This window comes from Desulfobacterales bacterium (assembly GCA_030066985.1).
Classification (GTDB): Bacteria; Desulfobacterota; Desulfobacteria; order Desulfobacterales; family JAHEIW01; genus JAHEIW01.
In genome coordinates, this window is sequence record JASJAN010000002.1 from 222,052 (window position 1) to 242,463 (window position 20,412).

Below are 20,412 nucleotides of genomic sequence, written 5' to 3' on the forward strand. Positions count from 1 at the left end.
TCGAAATAGCTTGCCTGAGGCGACTTTGATGCTTAAGATTCCCAATAGATTCAATCTGATGGAAGGGTGCTGACGGCACCCGATGGCATTTCACTCTAAGGAAGGATTTGGCTCGTGACGCCGGAAATTGTGCTGGTATTGTCGATCCTGGCCGTAGCGATCGTATTTTTGATCAGCGAATGGCTCCCGATGGAGGTCACCGCCCTGCTGGCGCTGGGGGCTGTGGCCTTAACCGGTCTGGTTAGCCCGGTTGAAGCGCTGGCCGGATTTAGCAACCCGGCGGTTGTTACCGTGTGGGCGGTTTTCATTCTAAGCGGCGGTTTAACCCGAACCGGCGTTGCCAATGTCATCGGTCGATTTGTGCTGCGCCTGGCGGGCAACAGTCAAACAATTATGGTTATCGTCATCATGATCACCGCCGGTGTGATGTCGGCCATTATGAACAATGTGGCGGTGGCCGCCCTGATGCTGCCGGTGGTCATGGATATCGCCCGCCACACCGGCAGCGCGCCCTCCCGGTTGTTGATGCCCCTGGCATATGGTTCGCTGCTCGGCGGTCTCACCACCCAGATCGGCACGCCCCCCAACATCCTGGTCACCAATGCCCTGCAGGATGCAGGGCTTGAGCCTTACTCATTCTTTGATTTTACGCCTATCGGCCTGGTGATTATGTTTGGCGGCATTGCGGTAATGACCTTTATCGGCCGTTACCTTCTGCCGCAACGCGATGTGGCCAAGGAATCATCCCGCACCAATACGGTGGACTGGGGGTCCGATGACGATTCAGGAGAGCAATTGTTTAAAGTACGAATTCCAGCGGACTCAAATCTGATCAACAAGACCCTGGCTGACAGCCGTATGGGATCTGTTTTGGGCTGGAATGTGATTGGTATTACCCGCAAGGAGCGCACTGTTTTGGCCCCCGGCCCCACTGATGTTTTACAGGCCGATGACCTGTTGACCGTTGAAGGCCGTATTGAAAATTTAGATGACATGAAAAACTGGCAGCAGTTAATTGTGGAAGATAAAAAAATCGATGTTACCGAGCCCTATTCAGATGAGATCAAAATCGGTGAAGTGCACCTGCCGCCCGCTTCCCAGTACATCGGCAAGACCCTAAATGTTTTGGGTTTTCGCGATCAATTCGGCGCCAATGTGCTGGCCATACACCGTAACGGCAGCACCAAACGCACCCATCTGTCGGATGAACCTCTGCTGCCGAATGATCGACTGCTGGTGGCAGGGCAACAGGAGCGCCTGGAGCAGCTCGGGAAAAAATCCGGTTTCGATCAATTTCGTTTTGTCCCCCGGCAGGAACTGATCGATGTCTTTCACCTGCATGAGCGCCTGATGGTCATGCGGGTGCCGCCGGATTCACCGCTGGCCGGAAAAACACTTAAACAGAGCCGTTTGGGAGATGCGCTCGGCAGCCGAGTTTTGGGTATCATGCGGGGCAATGATCCCATCGTGATGCCCGAGCCTCACGAAATCCTGCAGGCTGGTGATCGGCTGGCGGTCGAAGGGCGTCTGCGGGATTTTAAAGAGTTGGGTGACCTTGAAAAGCTACAAATTGAAAGACGCACCCGTCCGGATATCCAGTCATTGGTAACAGACAATGTGGGCGTGGTTGAGGTCATCCTATCCCCCCAGACGACGCTGGTGGGCAAAACCCTGCGCCAGCTAAACTTCCGCGAAAAATACGGTTTAAATGTACTGGCCATATGGCGTGGTGGAAAGGCTTTTCGGTCGGATTTGCGGGATATGGACCTGCGCTTCGGAGATGCCATCCTACTGCTGGGCCCGCGCAATAAACTCCAGCTGCTGGGCCGCGAGCCGGATTTTGTGGTCCTGACGGAAATGGCGCAACGGGAAGTGCGTCAGGAAAAGATGAACATCTCGATTTTGATCATGGCCGCGGTGCTGTTTCCGGTGATTATGGGCTGGGTGCCCATTTACATTGCTGCCGTGGTCGGGGCTGCTGTGATGGTTATGTGCGGTTGTCTGACCATGGAAGAAGCCTATCGGCAGATTGAATGGAAGGCTGTTTTTCTGATCGCCGGTATGCTGCCGCTGGGCACGGCCCTGGATCAGACCGGCGCTGCCCGGATGATCGCCGAAGGGGTAGTCGCACTGGTGGGTCCTTTCGGGCCCACGGCGGTGATGTTCGGCCTGGTGAGCCTCACCTTTGCAGCCACCTGTTTTGTGCCCACGGCCGCCCTGGTGGTTTTAATGGCGCCCATCGTTTTAAATACCGCCGCCACATTGGGCCTGTCGCCGCATGCCCTGCTCATGGGGGTGGCCATGGCCGCTTCGGCCAGTTTTATGACCCCCATATCGCACCCGGCCAACATCCTGGTGATGGGGCCGGGGGGCTATCGTTTTTTGGATTATATCAAAGTCGGCGGTCTGCTGACCCTGGTCGTTTTACTGATCATTGTTTTTGTTTTGCCGTTTTTCTGGCCGCTGACCGGATGATAGCGCATTAGGAAAATTGCAGCGCGTACACCGCAGCTAACGCCCCTTTGTATGTTTCCCCCTTTTTAACAAACGCGCTGCGGCTTACTCACCGTGGCGGGTATACTGGCGGCAAACGCCAACTATCGGATAACCAATGGTTCGCACCGATAGGTCCCCCGATTTGCCGCTAGACAGCGCCCAACCCTTGAATTGATATTAATTGACTACACAAAAATCGCTAAGATCCCGGGCCGGCAAGTTCGTTGGTGTTTACAGGTCGGGCCCGATATTCATCTATAACGAACAGCAAATCCATCAAAACGGCGAATGATTTCTAGCCGCAAATCTGATGATCGGCAAAACAACAACATGACAATCGATTCGAATATCGGCTTTATCATCCGATCGAACCATCAATTCATTGACCGACAGCCTGATCATTTAGACTTTATGGTTATGCCCGGCAGAATTGTATAGTGGGAGCAAACATTAGAAGGGATGAAGGGGGATAACCTAACCCAAACCAGAGACAAAGCAGAATTGGCAAAGAACTTGTGTTTTAGGCGTCGGCTTCTTTAAAACCTTCCTCTGTCCGGAATAGTTTATCCCCCTTGTAGGCTTCATGCTGACGGGTGATTTTAAGCTCCTTATCAGAATATGCGATGATAAGCGCTCGTGGCTTAGGACAGCCATGCAGCATGATAGATGTCACCGTAGCAAAAGATCGCAGGGGTTTCAAGAAAATAATTATATATAATCAAATATTTACAGCATTTGACAGCATTTGACAGCATTTGACAGATAGAATCCTGAAAAACTGTAAAATTGCTAAAACCTGTAATAAATAAACAGGAGGCATCCGTAAGAATGCCTCCTGTTGTTTATCCTGGGTATTTGTCATTGCTGTTGGCTGGCAATCGGTTATACAAAGACCGTTTGCCGGCAATGGCAATTATTTGCCGGTTACCGCGGATCCGCCTGTAGGATCCGAACCTTCGGGCTGAGCACATCATAGTACACCACTACCGCCGGCAGAAAATTACCGTCACGCTTGGCGTCATAGCCGGCGACCACCGTCTGACGCTGATACACCGGCGATAAGTTGCCGAAACCGTCTTCAGTCATAAAGGGTTCAGCAATAAATCCACCGTCGCGGAAGCGCAGCAGCCCCTGTTCGATGGCTTCGCCGGTGGTGTTGGTGTAGCTGCGGTCCTCGACGATCTCACCCTGGTACTCGAACAGGATGATGGGGCGCTCGTCGGGCCCGTTGTCCGCCTTGTATTCTTCAGCAGCAAACGGCGATCCGGCCTGCGACACGTAATCACAGGAGCCGTCAAAGTGGATGCCGGTGTTCTGGCCTTCGGCCATGTACTTGTCGTTGACCTGCACGTAACCGGCACCTGAGACGCGCACGAAGAACACGCACGCCAGCACCTCGGCCGTGTTCTGGTCCACCAAGAACATGTAGGCCGCCCGGTACCCGGTGCGCTCGCCCGAGATCCAGCCCGTGTTGCCGCCGGTATTGACCTTGAAAGAGCTCTCCACAGTCCGGTGCCAGTAGCCAGGTCGTTTAAGATGATGGTAAAGGCTTCTTTGGGAAGGCCCCTGCCGTTGAAGGTCTCATTCTTAATCTGTTCTTCGATACACGGCCCGCCGGGTACAGCCCAACCATTGTTAGCCAGCCCCCCGACAACCAGGATGCTAAGGAGCATCAAGAGCATGATTTTAGCGAACAGCAACCGGGTTGGCGCCGTGACAATTTGAACAGTTACTAAATCCATTTGCTTTGCGAAATTCATTTTAAAGACCTCCATTTCATGTTGCAGAAGTCAATTTTTGAAAAGTTCTTCCTCAACGCCAGTGTCTTTGAACACGAAGCGCTTTAAAAGCACGGGTCACTAAAAACGGCTGCTAATCGGTAATGGGTTCTTGCTGCGCGGCAATCCGTATGCAACTGCAATTTTCTGGGACAGAATTGGCACCGCATGCAGCGTGAATGACCGTTGGTGTTGCCGAAACGGTCTCGGTTTTAAGGGGGCAAACGATCCATGCAGATCATACGAGATCTTGGACCGGACGCAGATCGGGAGATGTCCCTGAACGCCCGTCCTATAAGGACCGCAAGGGGCATGTTGCCGTACATGTAGAGCAAAAAGCATTCCACAAAAAGGCAGATATAAATTAATACAAAAATATCAGTGGTTTTATTGTGGGGTTGGGTTGAAACCGCGGTCAGTAGACAAATAAAGCGTGTGATTTAGTGAACGGCTAATTATAGGTTTCGAATACAAAACCATACAGGCAGTTTAAGATGAAAACGAAAATCAAACTGGCGAGCCGTAAAAAAACATGACTGGCTGTGTAAGGAGGAATTTTTTTTCAAACACATACACGCCGAAAAATACGGCTTAGTTTTGACTCTATTTTAGAGCATTTTACACATCTTTGACAATTTTCAAAAAAGTACCTCACACAGGCGGCTTTATCATTTAAAGCTTAACGTCAGGGGGTTCGTTTGGCTATTTTAGAAAATAACCATAAAGAAAAACAAGACATTTACCGATACTAGAGTAGGCCAAAAGCCAAGAGAAGTTTTCCACAAAAATATAAAATTAGGTGGTATTTATGATCAACGATCATATCGTACAACGCAGAAGCGGTGAAGATCGGCGCAAAAAAAGCGACAGACGCAGCGGGTTTGATAGACGTAACGCAAGCTTTGCCAATGGTTTTGATGATACCAGCGAAGAAAATGTGTATACCACCAAAGAAGCCTGTGAGTACCTGAAAATATCACGCCCTACCTACCTTAAGTATATCGCTGAAGGCCGTATCAGGGCCATTAAAGTCGGCCGCGGCTGGCGTACCCTTAAAACCGAACTGGACCGATTTTTACGCGGAGACTGACGCTTTTAAGCCCTGGCGTCATAAGATTCATGCATCTTTCAGCTCGCATCTAACTGTTTTTTCCTGCCACTGATAACATCTCTGCTCGTTTTCAGCATCAAGCACAACATCGTGCAACAGTGAAATCAAATCCCAGCGCGTTTGTGCCAAACCCATTTGATCCATCATTCAGCCCTAATTGAAGCGCTGGATAAAAAAGTTTACCCTGTGTATGAAATCAACGCTAGCTAAAAAACCATGTGTTTACTTTTGGTTAAGCCAGTTGAAGCTCCCACCATAACACCGGTGGTGCAGGGAAAACCATACATTTCAACGTATCCAGAATCCACCCTGTTTTTATAAAAAATCATAATAACAATTGGTTATGCATCATTTTGCCACTTTGGCATCGACCTTGCTGTTACAGAAAATAAACGCAAAGGAGGTGACCATTGTGTTGCAAAAAAGCATGTCTCTAATCCTGGTAGCACGCTGGCTAATCGTCATCTTTATAATTTCGGTGGTGGGTGTGGCCGTGATCCCTTTTGAGAAAGGAATTCAAACCGGCCGAATATTAGAAGGCACGATCATTAATAAAAACATAGAATTGGTTACAGTGGGAGCCAATGAACACCCCGGTCAAATTTTAACATTAAACACCGGACCCGGCATCGATCGGTTGGCCTTGCGCACGGGTGATCAGATCATCGTTGAATTCAGTCCGGATTATACCATTCGTTGGATTTCAAAGCGAAGTTAGCCTCATGGCAATCATGCGCCTGTATCTTTTAATACAAATGCATACAAGCCAGCAACAAATGGATACACAATTTAAGTCACTGTTATTTCAATATATCATAATATTTTGGCGTCTGATGACCCCCAAACTGTCACAAATACTATACAAATCACAGCTTTTCTGTGATAGCAAAAAATATAAAATTATAATTATTTCAGGCAGATAATTAGAAATACCCTGCCTGGCACAGCCCTTGCTCTTTCAATTGGCGGTATCGGAGGGATCCGTTGATATCGTTGTTCAGCATCGAAAGCCATATTCACCTGTTGGTCATTCGGTGCCGAAAATTGAAATGGGCTGTCACACCGCACTAAATGGACCCGCATGGAAAGGAGGTGACCTATTACGGGTATAACCCTGTTCAACAGAAAATCATAGTGAATCAGAATGATTCACTTATCACCAAAAAGGAGAAGACCTATGCATCAATTAACAAGACATAAGCCCATTTCAATGTTGATCATCACCCTGTTTGCCGTTTGTTTTGCAGCTATTAGCGTTGCTCAAGCCGCCGGACCCGCTGGGGCCATTAAAGGCGAGGTGGTTTCAGTAGACCCCAATACCGGTATGCTTGAAGTGATGAATCCGGATGGCAAAACCATCATGCTCAATGCCGGACCGCAAATAGAGGACCTGAAAACGCTGCAAAAAGGTGACCAGGTCATGATCCAATACGATAAAAACAAAAATATTACATCCATCAACAAAGAAGGCTAGTGCTAATGCTTTCTTTGAAAAGGATAAAAGGGGCACCTGCTGCCCCTTTTATCCCTAAGTTTTCAGCCTGTAATCTGGCTGACAGTGTTCCCCCTCTTCACGGATCCAACCTTTTACCCGCTTGTTCGCGCCCAAACTAAAAAGAATTCTCAAGAATATAGCCAAACAGTATTGCCAAACGGACAAGTTCTTTTCTGAATGGCGATATGCGGAAAACTAACGCATGAGTGAAACCATGCCACGATATTTGGGATGACAGGCACCCAAATATCTTCGCTGATGATTGCGGTTGTGGAATCACAAATATCGGGGCACAGGCACATTAATATTCATATCGCCTATCAGAAAATGACTTGTCCGGCTTTCATCATTAAAGCGTTTTCGGTAAGAACTTATTGTGGGGCTTAATCGTCAAACCAAAACCATGAAACTAACCATCTTTAAACGATTGACCTTTGGTTATGCAGCCATTTTGCTGCTGGTGATATTTTTGGGTGTATATGTGACCTTAACACTCAACCAGCTAAATGGTCTTAGCCGTGAGATCGCAACGGTTCATGTCAACCGCCTGACACTTGCAGAACATATTTTGGACAAGCTGTTTTCCCAGGTCAGTTTTGAGAAAAAATACCTGATTTCCAATGATGCTGATTTTTTAAAAAAATTCTGGGAAATACAACTCCATCTGATTGAAGACATCCGCAAGCTCTCTGCATTACCGGACACCGCGGAGAGCAAACATCTGCTGGACCAGATAGAGACCGACTATGGCCATTTTCTGCTGCTGTTTAGAACCGAGGTTAAAGAGATGAAGGACAACCCGGATTATCTGCGCGCTAAATATCAGCAACGGAAAGATAACCTGGTTGATCGCATCAATCAGCGACTCAAAAAAATGATTCACATCAGCCGCTTGCAGCGCGATAAAAAAGTAAACGACGCCAGCCAAATTAGCTCCCGGGTTCTGCAGGTAACAGCAATTACAGCCGCTATAGCCGTTTTATTGGGCGTACTCATTTCTTTTTACAATACGCGCAGCATCAATCGTTCGATCAAGCGCTTGCAGATGATGACAAGAGAAATTGCCAAAGGTAAATTTGAAGAAATGCGTCATTTTTCTTCACCGCCTGAAATTAAAAAACTGGCTGACGATTTTAACCTAATGTGCGAGCGTCTCAGAGAGCTGGATGAAATGAAAAAAGATTTTATCAGCCATGTTTCCCATACGCTACGCACACCTTTGACCGCCATAAAAGAAGCCAGCCGCATGCTAATGGACAAAACCTATGCCGAGGTCCCCGCTAAAGAAAAGGAGCTGTTGACCATTAGCCAAAAAGAATGTGATCGCTTAATTGAATCGGTAAACCGCATTCTGGATCTGTCCCGTATGGAAGCCAAAATGATGGACTATCGCTTAAGGCCGCAAGCAGTATTTCCAATCATTCAACAAACTGTTTTAAAACTGGCGCCCATTGCCCAGCGTAAAAAAATTGACCTTGAATTAAAGCCATCGCGCAATTTGCCGGTGGTTAAAATGGATGAAGAGCGCATCGCCCAGGTCATGGAAAACCTGATCGGCAATGCTTTAAAATTTACAGCTGCCGGCGGAAAAGTTGTCATTGAAGCGTGTTTGAAAATCAAAGGTCGGCATTGGATCGAGGTCTGCGTGGCAGACAAAGGATGCGGTATTCCACGGAAAAACCTGGGAAAAATATTTGATCGATTTCAACGAATCGATGGCGGTCGCAATACCCCCCTGGGGACGGGATTGGGACTATCAATCGTCAAACACATCATCGCCGGTCATGGAGGAAAGATATGGGTGCAAAGCCAACCCGGACAGGGCAGCCGCTTTTTCTTTACACTGCCGGTCTCCTGATATGGGTTTTGATGGTCACGGGTTGTCTGCATTGGCCGCCACCGTCGCAGGGAAAACAGCAATTGCTCGAGGCCCGACAGCGGTTGGTCAGCGGGGACTACTCTGGAGCGCTTGACATAAGCCGGCACGTACAGACGCAGTTTCCTACAAGCCTGGCAGCGCAATCGCTTTTTCAAATCGGTCAGATCTATGCGCACCCGCATAATCCGGATCGCGATGTCCAAAAAGCAATGGCAGCCTTTCAAGACATCATCGACCATTATCCTGCCAGTTCTCTGCGCCCGGAGGCCGAGCTGTGGCTGACTTTACTGCACGACCTTAGAGCGCAAGAGGCTCAAATTCACGCATTAACGCAGCGTCATTCACCGCTGGAGAAAAAAATAAAAATGCAACACCAGAAAATACTTCGGCTCCAGGATCAATTGGAAAAATTAAAACGCATTGACATCAAGATAGAAGAAAAGAAACGCGACACCATACCCCAGACAGAAGATTTCGAGGCAAAAGAAGATGGAAAAAATTCTGGTAGTTGACGATGATCCCAGTATCCTTAAGGTGATTCGTATGCGACTGGAGGCCCAGGGATATCGGGTAACCACCGCCTTTGATGCCCAAAAGGCCATCGAACTGGCAGCCGAAAATCGGTTTGATGCCGCCCTGCTCGACCTGAAGCTCAATGGTAAAGACGGCATTCAGCTGATGCAGGATTTACACCATATCACCCCGGAAATGCCGGTTATTATCCTGACCGCTTACGGCACGATTAAAAGCGCCGTGGCAGCCATGAAAAAAGGGGCCTACAGCTATTTAACAAAACCGTTTGATCATGAGGAACTTTTGCTGCAAACCCGCAATTGCCTTGAACGCAGCCGTCTGACCAAAGAAGTAAAAAATCTAAAAAAAATCGTCAAAGAACGCTACGGTTTTGAAAACATCATTACCAAAAGTAAATCGATGCAAACGGTCCTTGATCAGGTTGCCCATGCAGCAGAGTCGGATGCCAATGTGACCATTGAAGGGGAGAGCGGGACCGGAAAAGAGCTGATTGCCCGAACGCTGCATCTGGCCAGCTCACGCAGAGACGGACCTTTTGTGGCGATTAATTGTGCCGCCATACCCGAAACCCTCCTGGAAAGTGAGCTTTTTGGCTACCAGAAAGGCGCTTTTACGGATGCCGCGCAAAACAAACCTGGCCTGTTTTTACAGGCCAACAAGGGGTCTTTTTTTTTGGATGAAATTTCAGAAATGGTGCTTACGATGCAAGCCAAATTTTTACGGGTCCTGCAGGAAAAAGAGTTTTATCCGGTCGGCGCCTCAAAGACCGTTAAGGTGAACACCCGCTTTATTGCCAGCTCCAATAAGAACCTTGACGCAGAGGTTAAGAAAGGCACATTTCGCGAAGATCTGTTTTACCGCATCCATGTTATCGTCATACAGCTGCCGCCGCTGCGCCGACGCAAAGATGACATTCCCCTGCTGGCCAATTATTTTTTAAATAAATACTCCCGTGAGGCAAAAAAAGATATTGCCGGATTTACACCCTCGGCCCTGCAAAAACTGATGTTTCACGAATGGCCGGGTAATGTGCGCGAGTTGGAAAATACCATTGAATGTGCGGTTGCGCTGGCCACTGAGAATATCATCTCGGAAACGTCAATTCTACCGGACCACAACGTCGCCGAAAGCGGCCCGCCGTCCTTCAAAAATGCCAAAGAGAATTTCGAGAAAAATTATCTGACCCAGTTGATTGAACTGACAGGCGGCAATGTGAGTCAGGCCGCCAAATTGGCCGGAAAATACAGAGCAGATCTGTATCAATTGTTGAAAAAATACGGTATCAAAGCAGCCGATTATCGCAAATCGCCATAACATTGCCGATATAAAATTATTGTAACTTGCTTGGCACTTTTAATTCATAAAACCACCGCTGCTACCGGATACCTTACTTTCGCGTACCTTTCGAACAATACCGTTTTTTTCAAAATAGACATGAAGATTACAATTTTTTTTGTCCATCTCAACCCGTCCGCCACCCATCGTATCTCTGCTGGATGACTTGAAGGCATTTCCGCTGCCGCGTCCGCTGGGCGATGTGACTTCATAAGAATATTTCCAAAGCTCACCTTGATTGAGGGCTTCCTCAACTTTATCGGGATCACCAATGAGCTGCTTGACATCCTCTTTGGATGACTTGCCCTGCTGGATCTGACCGATAATCTTTGGATCACAGACATCTCTATTACCGCGAGTTGAGCCGGCATAACCCGGCAACACCATTGCCAGCATGAATAGACAGGCGATTGATGCGGTCATATAATGTATTTTCATGTTTTTCCTCCTTTCCCATGACCGGTAAAGAAAACGAAACTTTGGAACGTCATGAGGTTATGACAAAAGATAATTTCAGAATGAGGAATGACAACCCCGGCGCCATAGACGGTTTCGACCAGAGGCATGAATCCTATTGACTTTTGCAGCCATACCAGAGACAAAAAAGGCGGCAGGAGATTAAACAATGAAGCCCATAAAACTGGCGGAAATTGATTGTCAACAGGTTAGCAAAGAGATTGGTGATTTTGTCATCGAAGTGGTGTCGCAAGCCGCCTCTACTGGGTGTGTGATCGGATTATCGGGTGGGGTCGATTCCAGTACAGCGGCAGCCCTGATCAAAACCGCCTTTGACCGCCATAATGTCAAGCATTCAAAAAGCCAACCGGCGCTCGAGTTAGTGGGCTATATCTTGCCCTCCAGCGTCAATGCAACCCAGGACGAAGCTGACGCCGTATCTGTGGCCAATCACCTAAAGTTGCGTCATGAAATTCACAGCATCGAAGACCTGGTAAAATCTTTTCAATCAACCAATCCGGAAGCATTTGAACATAGATTCCACATAGGCAATATGATTTCCAGAATCCGGGCCAATGTTTTATCGACCAAGGCGGCTACCGAAAATAAAACTTTAGCGGGCACCGGCAATCGGGATGAAGACTTTGGTATCGGTTATTATACCCTTTTTGGTGATGGGGCGGTGCACCTTAGCCCTATTGCCGGTCTACCCAAGCGGCTTGTACGTGAAATGGCCACTTTTCTGGGTTTGGATAAGCAGATTGTGGAACGAGAACCAACTGCCGGTTTAGAGCCAGGTCAAAGTGATTTTAAAGACCTGGGATATGACTATGACGTGGTTGAACTGATTACCGAGGGTCTCCAACAGGGTTTTTCAAAAGATGCCCTCGTCAAACATACGCAAATCGTCCCCCTGATTGAACGGCAAATCAAACAGTATCAATCGGTTTTCGGCAGCAAAAAGTTTAACTCGGTTAAGGCCGTAGTCGAAGATGTGCTCCACCGACATCAGCGGGCGAAAGACAAAATGAAAATCATCCATCCGCCAACGCCAAAAATCTCGTTATTCTACGACTGATCAATTTTAGCTCTCTCCAAAATTATTTTTTACGCCACCAAGAACACAAAGAATAAAAAGGGGGAAACATGCCTGCAGAAGCCTTGCGCAAACAATTGTATGGATCATTTAAAAACCGTGCCATGATGTACTGGCATATTTATCAAGTATTGCTAAAAGAACTCGGGGAACAGAAGGCGACCAAGATCATGAAACAAGGCATTTACCATCGCGGCCTGGAAATCGGCAGCCCGTTTGAAAGATTTGCGCCGGCTGACCTCAACGGCTTAAAGGATGCTTTTTTTGATGTTATCCCGGATGGCGGCAAGATGTTTGATCCTGAAGTGCAAAAATGTGATCAAAGTGGGTTGGAGATCCAGATGCGCCGTTGTCCCCTGAAAGAGGCCTGGCAGGAAGCCGGACTTAAAGAAAGTGACATCGAGCGCATGTGCGATATTGCAGCTGCTGTTGACAAAGGCACCTTTGAAGGCGCCGGCTTTGGTTTTACAATCAAAACCTGGAAACCGGGCCAGCAAGGATGCTGCCTGCTAAAAATAAAGCCGGGTAAATAAAATTATGCGGTTATCTGGGAAACTCCGGTAGGATACATCTGATATGGCTTACACTACGAAGAACACGAAGATCACAAAGGGAAAACACTTTAGTTTACTTTTATCCTTTTGTGTCCTTTGTGCCCTTCGTGGTTTTGGGTGCCTAACTTGAGCTTTCTGCATAACCATACAAAATTATTGATCCGAGAAAAAAAACTAAAGTTAATTGCAAAATGGCCAATAACAGTAGTGAGGGGATTGTGATCTGTAAGCCTTAAAAATGAGGCCGCAAAGTCCAATATACCCCTTAATCAGTTCAGTATTCGGATAACCAATCAATTAATGATTGCCAAGCCTTGGGGGGGCTTAGATGTGTAAGGTTCGTATCCGTATCGTCTGGATGTTGGTCATTTTAGGCCTAACCGGTTTTATCATCGGCTGTAATTCGATGCCGGTACCCGAAGAAAAAAAGTCTTATATCGGAACCTGGGAAGGCGTCGGCTTTCATTTGACCATAAATGACAACGGTGGTGTTGATTACCGGCGCGTCGACGGGAACCGATCAACCAAGATCTCCGGCCCCCTTAAAGACTTTGATGGCGATGACTTCATCATCGGTGTCCTCTTTTTCACCACAACTTTTGAAGTGCACAAGCCCCCTTACCTGGATGGTGATGATTGGTTAATGATAGTCGACGGTGTTGAATTGAAAAAAGTTGCCGGACCGATTACCTGATCCCTTTAAACATTCCTGTTTGGCGCAACTGCATACCCCACATACCATTCTCATATGGTGTTAATCCTTTGATTTATAGGATTGATGCTTTTGCTTGTTGTAACATTGCTAATCTGAGTCGTGATTTTGCCAATAGCTGAATATAATAGCTAAAAATCATTTTATCGCGTTCATTTTCATGCAAAGTCCTGCCAGTAGCTTAATCTTGCATGAAAATGAATGCGAAATTAAAGTAATATGTATTGACAGCATCTCATGCTTATTAGAAAAGTAGGACAAAATTCCGCTTGGGTATAAAGGAGTCGAAAGATGCCGCTAAAATATATGGGCCTGATGGTTCTGCTGTGTTTGTGTGCTGTATCCTGTGTCACCGATTCCGGACCGCGCTTCAATAGCCTGCGGGCCACAGAGCAACAGCAGATCCAGCAGCAGTTGGTGGACAACTGGTCCCAGTACACCATATATTACATCCCGGAACATGCCGTTTTATTTGACCCCAAGGACGACAATAACACGCTTAAAGTCAGCGGAAGGTGGTACCGGGTGGGTGATGGTGAAGAAAAAAGATGGATAGACATCTTGCGAAAAAACACCCAGGAAAAGGATGATTTTTTCAGTGTCTGGCTGGGTTCAAGATCGGGTTTTCTCGAAGTTATCGGACCCGATGAACAGCTTTTCGGCTATCTGATCCATGATAAAAATGACCTGGTCGCCTTAAGAATCCTCGACCCCAGTACGATGCGTATTTATTACTCGCCGCAGAGAAGTGAAGGACCTTAATAGAAGCCATCTCAAAAACGCCTTTTGGCTCAATATCTTTCTTAGTGCCTAATTTTAAATCCTCGATCCGCCTCATTCGGACCTCCGGTTTAAAATTAGACCCCGACACGCGTGTCCCGGCGAAGCCTTTGGGCGAAGACGGAATCTTGAACAATAATCCTTTTTTTGAAATGACTTCTAATAACTTAGTATATTGTGTATCGGATATGCTCCTATTTTAGCTGCTTTTTGATCAAGCGCCCCAATTCGGCCACTGCCGCGGCAATCACCATTTCACTGGATTGAGAATATGAGAGCCGAAACGTATGAGCGCCACTGCCGTCGATGAAAAACGGCTCCCCGGCCACAAAGGCCACGTTGTGTTCAATTGCTTCGGTCAGAAGTGTGGAAGCATCGAGGCTTTGGGGCAATTGAACAAATATAAAAAAGCCGCCATCCGGCCGATTCCAATTAACTTCTTCGGGGAAATGGGCCGCCAGCTGTTCGAGCATAAAATCCCGTTTGCGTTTATAGTACTGGTTGTTAAGCTGAACGCGTTTTTCCCACAACCCGCCTCGAATAAATTCCAGCAATATATACTGCGCCAGGCTGTTGGTGGCCACATCGACAAACTGTTTGGCAACCACCATTTTACGAATCATTTCCGGCGCACCAATAGTCCAAGCCACCCGTAGCCCCGGGGCAAACGTCTTGGACATTGAGCGCATGTGCACGACGCGACCGTGGGTATCCAGAGATATAATCGGCGGCAGATGTTGGCCTTCAAATTGCAAATCACCATAGGGGTCATCTTCAAAAATGACCAGATCATAGCGCTTAGCCAGCTCCACAAGGTGTCGGCGGCGTTCGAGGGATAGGGTGGTTCCGGTGGGGTTCTGAAAATTGGGTATGACATAAACACCTTTGGCGCGCTGACCCTTTTTCTTTAATTGTTTCAGTTGCGTTTCCAGTTGCTGGGTATTCATCCCCTCTTCATCGACTGCCACGCCCAACAATTCGCCGCAAGCAGCCATTATTGCACCAGTTCCACCAAAATAGGTCGGCAAGCCAACGGCAACAACGTCATCGGGATTGATGATCACCCGGCAGGCCAGATCCATTCCCTGGGCTGAACCGGCCGTAATGACAATGTGATCCAGGCTGCAGTCAATACCGTAGCGGTCAGTGGCCAGACTGGCCAGTTCCTGTCGCAGCTCAGTCACCCCCTCGGTGGTACCATATTGCAAAACCTTACCCGCCTTATTTTTGAGCAGCTCGTTGGTAATACCAACAATCTCTTCTCCCGGAAAAACAGCCGGATCCGGCCAACCACCAGCCAAGGATTTCATTCCGGGTGAATCAACCAGTTTATTAATTTCGCGGATGGCAGACGGTACAGCACAACAAGCGCTTTTAGAATATAGATGGGCCAGGTTTGATGGTGACATGATGAACCTCAATGTTGATGGTTAACATGTTTGGGTGAGTGGGAAGGCGTGCAACTGCCAGCACCACATACTCAAATAATATCGAAATAACCTTATATTAATCAAATATTATTTGATATTCAGATCAATTGAACATCAACAATACAGGCGGATGCTGGTGTATCTTGGGGGGATCAATGGTGTTGCGATAATGCGGGCGAATTAGGTTCTTAAACAGCGCAAGTTCGCCAGATCTTCCGCATAGCCGTAAAGGTGTAATCCTTTGCTTTCGACAACCATCTGACCATCTTCAACGCCAATTTCAGCAGCCATGTACTCTTTGAGGTTTTGAATGGCGGCAAGATTGGCCGGAAAACCATTCCATAAGTCCCAGGAGCGAAAATAAACAAAGAAATTTAGGCTGTCATTTTGAACACGGGTATCAATTGACCGCAGGCAGGGCGGATCTATTAGGGTCAGATCCGAAGGATGAGCGATTTGAAGGACCAGTTGATTATTGCGCTCGCCAAACTTTCGATAAGTATCGATGACCCACTCGATTTGGTTTAAATACAGTTGTCCGTCTTCCTCAAATACAATTTTTCCGTCAACATCGCGTTTGTCAATGATCTCTTTATTGGATTCTTGCCACCAGCTCAGTTTGTCACCGGACAATGGAACCCGCGTCAAGCGCTCTCCATAGGTATAGGACTCACCGGGTTCCTTGCGTGCTGACATTAAATACTCGATATAGGCCCGGTCATAACCGGGACCGCCGTAAATGTAATCGTGCTCCACTGGATTGGGTATACCGCATGTCGGCGGAATATCCGGAATCAACGGTTGGGTACCGGGATGTTTTACATGACCCATGAAATAATCATACTCCAGCCGGGTTTGGCCTTCATATGATCCACGATCGATAACAAAACGTTTGCCTTGATCCAGAATATCATGCACCGCTTGAAACCACAGATCCGGCAAGTCCCTGGCATAAATGTTGTGGATGTCCATCTTTTTTCTCTTAACTTAATTAGGTGTCGGGTGTCAGTGAAATTCAGATGTCAAAGATTAGTCGTTTTGAATGTCAAATAGTGGTGTTTGTTTTTCGACTTACCTAATTATCAAGTCTTTCAATCCTGACACCTGAACACTGACACCCAATGACTTATATAAGGAGCCAAGTTTTTGGGGAGAACCGATTACGATTTTTTCAGTAATTAAGACTAAATGTCGAGCGTGCTGACTTCCAAAGCATTACTCTGAATGAACTCTCGGCGGGGTTCAACGGCTTCACCCATTAGGACGGTAAATATTTCATCGGTATCGACAACATCTTCGACTTTCACTTGAAACATGTTGCGCTTTTCCGGATTCATAGTGGTTTCCCACAGCTGGTCCGGATTCATTTCCCCCAGACCTTTGTAGCGCTGAATGCTTATACCTTTTTTGCCGTCGTTTAAGAAAATATTCAGCAATTCAGCCTTGTCTTTGGCCGTCTGGGGCTCAGAATCTTTTTCTTTATCCTTTAGTGCAATGGTAAAAGGTGGAAAATCATATTTAGTAATATTTTTGCCCAGATTCAGGCAGCGTTGATAATCTGTGGAATAGATGAGACCGCGACCTATTTTTACCGTACCGAATGCCTTGCCGCCAAGATCGAATAACATTTCGCCATCTTCTTTGGGAGACTGACCGTTAACGGTTAATTCAAAGACTTTGCGTTCTTCACTGAAATTTAAGTCATCGACCAAATAGCCATTTTTAATCAATTTGTCGCGCAATTGCGTCATGCGCTTTTCATCTTGTAAAAAGGTTTTATTGGTGACTTTTTCGTTAATCAAAAGCTCAATCAGGTGGGCTGGAAGACCACGGTTTTCCAGGTGTGCTAAAACTGAATAACACTCTGATATGCTGGTAATGAACATAAACAGATTGTGTCCGCTTAATTCCTGCCGACCTTTTTTAAATTTCACTAGACGGTTATTGCAAATCTTTTTGAGAACAAAATCATTTAATTCGGACTCACTGTTAAGGTAATTTTCGCTCTTCTTACCTTTGCCGACTTTAAACAATGGTGGTTGGGCAATGTAAAGATACCCTTTATCGACCATCTCAGGCATCTGACGATAAAAAAAGGTCAGCAACAGTGTTCGGATGTGGGAGCCGTCGACATCCGCATCGGTCATAATAATGACTTTGTGATACTTTATTTTATCAATATTGTATTCTTCTTTGCCAACGCCAGTTCCTAAAGCGGTGATGATATTTTTGATTTCCTCACTGCGTAGAATTTTATCAAAGCGCGCTTTTTCGACATTTAAAATTTTACCTTTCAGCGGCAGCACCGCCTGAAATTTGCGATCCCGCGCCTGTTTGGCGGATCCACCGGCTGAATCCCCCTCGACAATAAACAGCTCCCGCTCCGCAGGATCGGATGATTGACACTCGGCCAGTTTACCGGGCAAGGTGGCATCCACCAGGGCACCCTTGCTGCGCGCCAGATCTCGCGCCCGCTTGGCCGCATCGCGAGCACGGGCGGCGTCTACGCCTTTGGCAATAATCTTTTTGGCAACCGAGGGGTTTTCTTCAAAAAATGTGCTTAATTTCTCATTGACCAGAGATTCGACAATCCCTTTGACTTCGCTGTTGCCCAACTTTGTCTTGGTCTGACCTTCAAACTGTGGATTGGTGATGCGAACACTGATAATAGCCGTCAACCCTTCGCGTACATCATCACCGGTGATTTTTGCCTGTAAATTTTTGGGTAGATTCCCGTTAGCGGCATATTGGTTAATGGTGCGGGTTAATCCGGCTTTAAATCCGATCAGATGGAAGCCGCCTTCGGTGGTGTGGATGTTGTTGGCAAAAGAAAATATTTTTTCTGTGTAGGTGTCGTTATATTGGATGGCAACTTCAATTTGGATATCGTTTTTGGTGCCTTCCATAAAAATGGGTTTTTTGTGGACGGCGCTGTGGCGGCGATTTATATATTTTACAAAATCGATGATACCGCCTTTATGATAAAATTCTTCTTTGGTGTCGCTACGCTCATCTTCGATCTTAATTTTGAGACCCTTATTTAAAAAGGCCAGCTCTTTTAGTCGGCGCACAAGGACGTCATAGCTGAATTCAGTGATTTCGAAAATTTCCGGATCCGGAATAAAATGAACCTTGGTGCCTTGCTTGCGGGATTTTCCTTTTTGGGATAATTCGCAGGTTTTTTTGCCTCTTTCATAAGACTGATAATAGCGCTTGCCTTCGGTGTAAATTTCAACTTCCAAAAAACTGGACAGGGCATTGACCACCGACACGCCGACACCATGCAGACCACCGGAAACCTTGTACGAATGGTTGTCAAATTTTCCGCCGGCATGCAGTTTGGTCATCACGACTTCAACAGCCGGAATTTTTTCCTTTTTGTGAATACCCACCGGTATTCCCCGACCATTGTCGACCACACTGATACTGTTGTCATCGTGAATGGTAACATTAATCTGGTTGCAATATCCGGCCATGGCTTCATCGATGCTGTTGTCAACAACCTCGTAAACCAGATGGTGTAAGCCGGCAACATCGACGTTTCCAATATACATAGCCGGTCTTTTGCGGACTGCCTCCAGGCCTTCCAATACTTTAATATCGTCTTCGGTGTAATTGTTGGTTCTTAAATTTTCTTTCATATTCGCATCGGCATAATAACGCTTAAATAGGTTTTATCTTTCTCACTTTCAATTAAACAGGGTTTTTCCTCATCAATAATATTTAATATAACGTTGTCTTCATCAATCACATTAAGGGTTTCAATAAAAAATTTGGGGTTAAACATAACCGTGATGGAATCCCCGCCATATTCAACTTCCATATCTTCTTTTGATTCCCCGATATCAGGATTGGTGGATGTTATCACCAGTTGATTTTTTTCAAAATTAAAAATAACCCCTTTATAATCTTCTGAACTCAAAATTGACATACGTTTGAGCATCATTAAGAAAGGCTGACGTTCCATAACAATTGAATGACCGCCTTTTTTAACAATTATATCACCATATTCAGGAAAATCACCCTCCAGTAGCAAAATAATCAAGGTTTCTGAATCTTTTTTAACAATAAAATTGTTTTCTTTAAAACCAATTTTTACCGGACCTTCAGCATCTAAAAATTTACTGACTTCAATTAGCCCCTTTTTGGGAATTATCACATTATCCCCGGCAGGCAGATTATTATCCTTTTCAAATACCGTATCAACTTTAGACAGGCGGCTTCCGTCGGTGGATACAAAACGAAACAATTTGTTCTTTTTTTCCTCAATACGCTCAGCAAAGACCCCCATAATATGAGCTCGCTTATCATCACTTGATCCACTGACCACCACTGCACGTTCAATCATTTTATTGAGGTCCAGAGAATCGATCTCAAAAAATTCGATGGCCTTTATTTTGGGAATCTCCGGAAAATCGTCCGGATTTAAACCGACGATATGATATTCAATATTCTTGTTACCAATTTCAATCCAATGGTTTTCCACTTCGTTTAAAAAGATGTCTTCGGTGGGAAAATCCCTGACAATTTCATAAAATTTTCTGGCATTTATGGCGATGACACCTTCTTTTTCAACCTTGGCCGGATAAAATCCCTCAAAACCGGTTTCAAGATCTGTGGCCGATATCGACAGACCTTTTTGTTCCGTTTTCATGAGAATATTGGTGGTTATGGCCAGATTGGTTCGGCGGCCGGTCAAACCCTGTACTTTAGATAATACAGGAAGCAAGTCACCCTTTTTGATGGTCGCTTTCAT

17 protein-coding genes are annotated in these 20,412 nt (G+C 46.4%); 11 read left to right on the forward strand and 6 right to left on the reverse strand.

From position 1 onward, the window contains the following. Window positions 1–114: 114 nt before the first annotated feature. On the forward strand, window positions 115–2,475 hold the full coding sequence (locus QNJ26_01770) for an SLC13 family permease (GenBank protein MDJ0984242.1): 2,361 nt from the start codon (window positions 115–117) through the stop codon (window positions 2,473–2,475). A 945-nt stretch (window positions 2,476–3,420) separates the two neighbouring features. On the opposite strand, the gene QNJ26_01775 is transcribed toward QNJ26_01770, so the two are convergent. After that, window positions 3,421–4,002: a hypothetical protein gene (locus QNJ26_01775; GenBank protein ID MDJ0984243.1), complete on the reverse strand. Its 582-nt coding sequence runs from the start codon at window positions 4,000–4,002 to the stop codon at window positions 3,421–3,423. Between the two features lie 1,080 nt (window positions 4,003–5,082). Between QNJ26_01775 and QNJ26_01780 the strand changes: the two genes are divergently transcribed. The 6 genes from QNJ26_01780 (at window position 5,083) to QNJ26_01805 (ending at window position 10,607) form a co-directional block, all read left to right on the forward strand. Further along, on the forward strand, window positions 5,083–5,364 hold the full coding sequence (locus tag QNJ26_01780) for a helix-turn-helix domain-containing protein (GenBank protein ID MDJ0984244.1): 282 nt from the start codon (window positions 5,083–5,085) through the stop codon (window positions 5,362–5,364). A 433-nt stretch (window positions 5,365–5,797) separates the two neighbouring features. Beyond that, window positions 5,798–6,103 (forward strand): hypothetical protein, encoded by a 306-nt coding sequence (locus QNJ26_01785; GenBank protein ID MDJ0984245.1) that lies wholly within the window; start codon window positions 5,798–5,800, stop codon window positions 6,101–6,103. Window positions 6,104–6,562: 459 nt separating this feature from the next. Then, on the forward strand, window positions 6,563–6,859 hold the full coding sequence (locus QNJ26_01790) for a hypothetical protein (protein MDJ0984246.1): 297 nt from the start codon (window positions 6,563–6,565) through the stop codon (window positions 6,857–6,859). A 397-nt stretch (window positions 6,860–7,256) separates the two neighbouring features. Further along, window positions 7,257–8,738 (forward strand): HAMP domain-containing sensor histidine kinase, encoded by a 1,482-nt coding sequence (locus QNJ26_01795; GenBank protein ID MDJ0984247.1) that lies wholly within the window; start codon window positions 7,257–7,259, stop codon window positions 8,736–8,738. Then, window positions 8,678–9,271 carry a hypothetical protein gene (locus tag QNJ26_01800; GenBank protein MDJ0984248.1) on the forward strand — a complete coding sequence of 198 codons (594 nt, stop codon included), beginning with the start codon at window positions 8,678–8,680 and terminating at the stop codon, window positions 9,269–9,271. Before QNJ26_01795 ends, QNJ26_01800 begins: the two co-directional genes overlap by 61 nt. Further along, the gene (locus tag QNJ26_01805; GenBank protein MDJ0984249.1) at window positions 9,249–10,607 is read left to right on the forward strand and encodes a sigma-54 dependent transcriptional regulator; all 1,359 of its coding nucleotides are present in this window, start codon (window positions 9,249–9,251) and stop codon (window positions 10,605–10,607) included. Before QNJ26_01800 ends, QNJ26_01805 begins: the two co-directional genes overlap by 23 nt. A 39-nt stretch (window positions 10,608–10,646) precedes the next feature. Here QNJ26_01805 and bamE read toward each other — a convergent pair whose 3' ends face one another. Next, the gene (gene bamE, locus QNJ26_01810) at window positions 10,647–11,066 is read right to left on the reverse strand and encodes an outer membrane protein assembly factor BamE (protein ID MDJ0984250.1); all 420 of its coding nucleotides are present in this window, start codon (window positions 11,064–11,066) and stop codon (window positions 10,647–10,649) included. A 187-nt stretch (window positions 11,067–11,253) separates the two neighbouring features. On the opposite strand from bamE, the gene nadE reads away from it, so the two are divergent. The 4 genes from nadE to QNJ26_01830 all read left to right on the forward strand — a co-directional run bounded on the left by nadE (window position 11,254) and on the right by QNJ26_01830 (window position 14,208). Beyond that, on the forward strand, window positions 11,254–12,162 hold the full coding sequence (gene nadE, locus QNJ26_01815; protein ID MDJ0984251.1) for an NAD(+) synthase: 909 nt from the start codon (window positions 11,254–11,256) through the stop codon (window positions 12,160–12,162). Window positions 12,163–12,230: 68 nt separating this feature from the next. Beyond that, the gene (locus QNJ26_01820) at window positions 12,231–12,713 is read left to right on the forward strand and encodes an L-2-amino-thiazoline-4-carboxylic acid hydrolase (GenBank protein MDJ0984252.1); all 483 of its coding nucleotides are present in this window, start codon (window positions 12,231–12,233) and stop codon (window positions 12,711–12,713) included. Between the two features lie 349 nt (window positions 12,714–13,062). After that, entirely contained in the window at window positions 13,063–13,428 is a 366-nt protein-coding gene (locus tag QNJ26_01825; protein ID MDJ0984253.1) for a hypothetical protein, read from the forward strand. 309 nt (window positions 13,429–13,737) lie between these two features. Beyond that, complete coding sequence (locus tag QNJ26_01830; GenBank protein MDJ0984254.1) at window positions 13,738–14,208, forward strand: hypothetical protein; 471 nt, start codon at window positions 13,738–13,740, stop codon at window positions 14,206–14,208. A gap of 212 nt (window positions 14,209–14,420) precedes the next feature. Here the strand turns inward: QNJ26_01830 and QNJ26_01835 are convergent, their stop codons facing one another. The 4 genes from QNJ26_01835 to dnaN form a co-directional block, all read right to left on the reverse strand. After that, window positions 14,421–15,635 carry a PLP-dependent aminotransferase family protein gene (locus QNJ26_01835; protein MDJ0984255.1) on the reverse strand — a complete coding sequence of 405 codons (1,215 nt, stop codon included), beginning with the start codon at window positions 15,633–15,635 and terminating at the stop codon, window positions 14,421–14,423. A 201-nt stretch (window positions 15,636–15,836) separates the two neighbouring features. Beyond that, a complete protein-coding gene (locus QNJ26_01840) occupies window positions 15,837–16,628 on the reverse strand; it encodes a thymidylate synthase (GenBank protein ID MDJ0984256.1) in 792 nt (263 codons plus the stop codon). Window positions 16,629–16,840: 212 nt separating this feature from the next. Then, window positions 16,841–19,297 carry a DNA topoisomerase (ATP-hydrolyzing) subunit B gene (gene gyrB / locus QNJ26_01845; GenBank protein ID MDJ0984257.1) on the reverse strand — a complete coding sequence of 819 codons (2,457 nt, stop codon included), beginning with the start codon at window positions 19,295–19,297 and terminating at the stop codon, window positions 16,841–16,843. Beyond that, window positions 19,294–20,412, reverse strand: coding sequence for a DNA polymerase III subunit beta (gene dnaN, locus QNJ26_01850; GenBank protein ID MDJ0984258.1), 1,119 nt, complete (start codon window positions 20,410–20,412; stop codon window positions 19,294–19,296). Before dnaN ends, gyrB begins: the two co-directional genes overlap by 4 nt.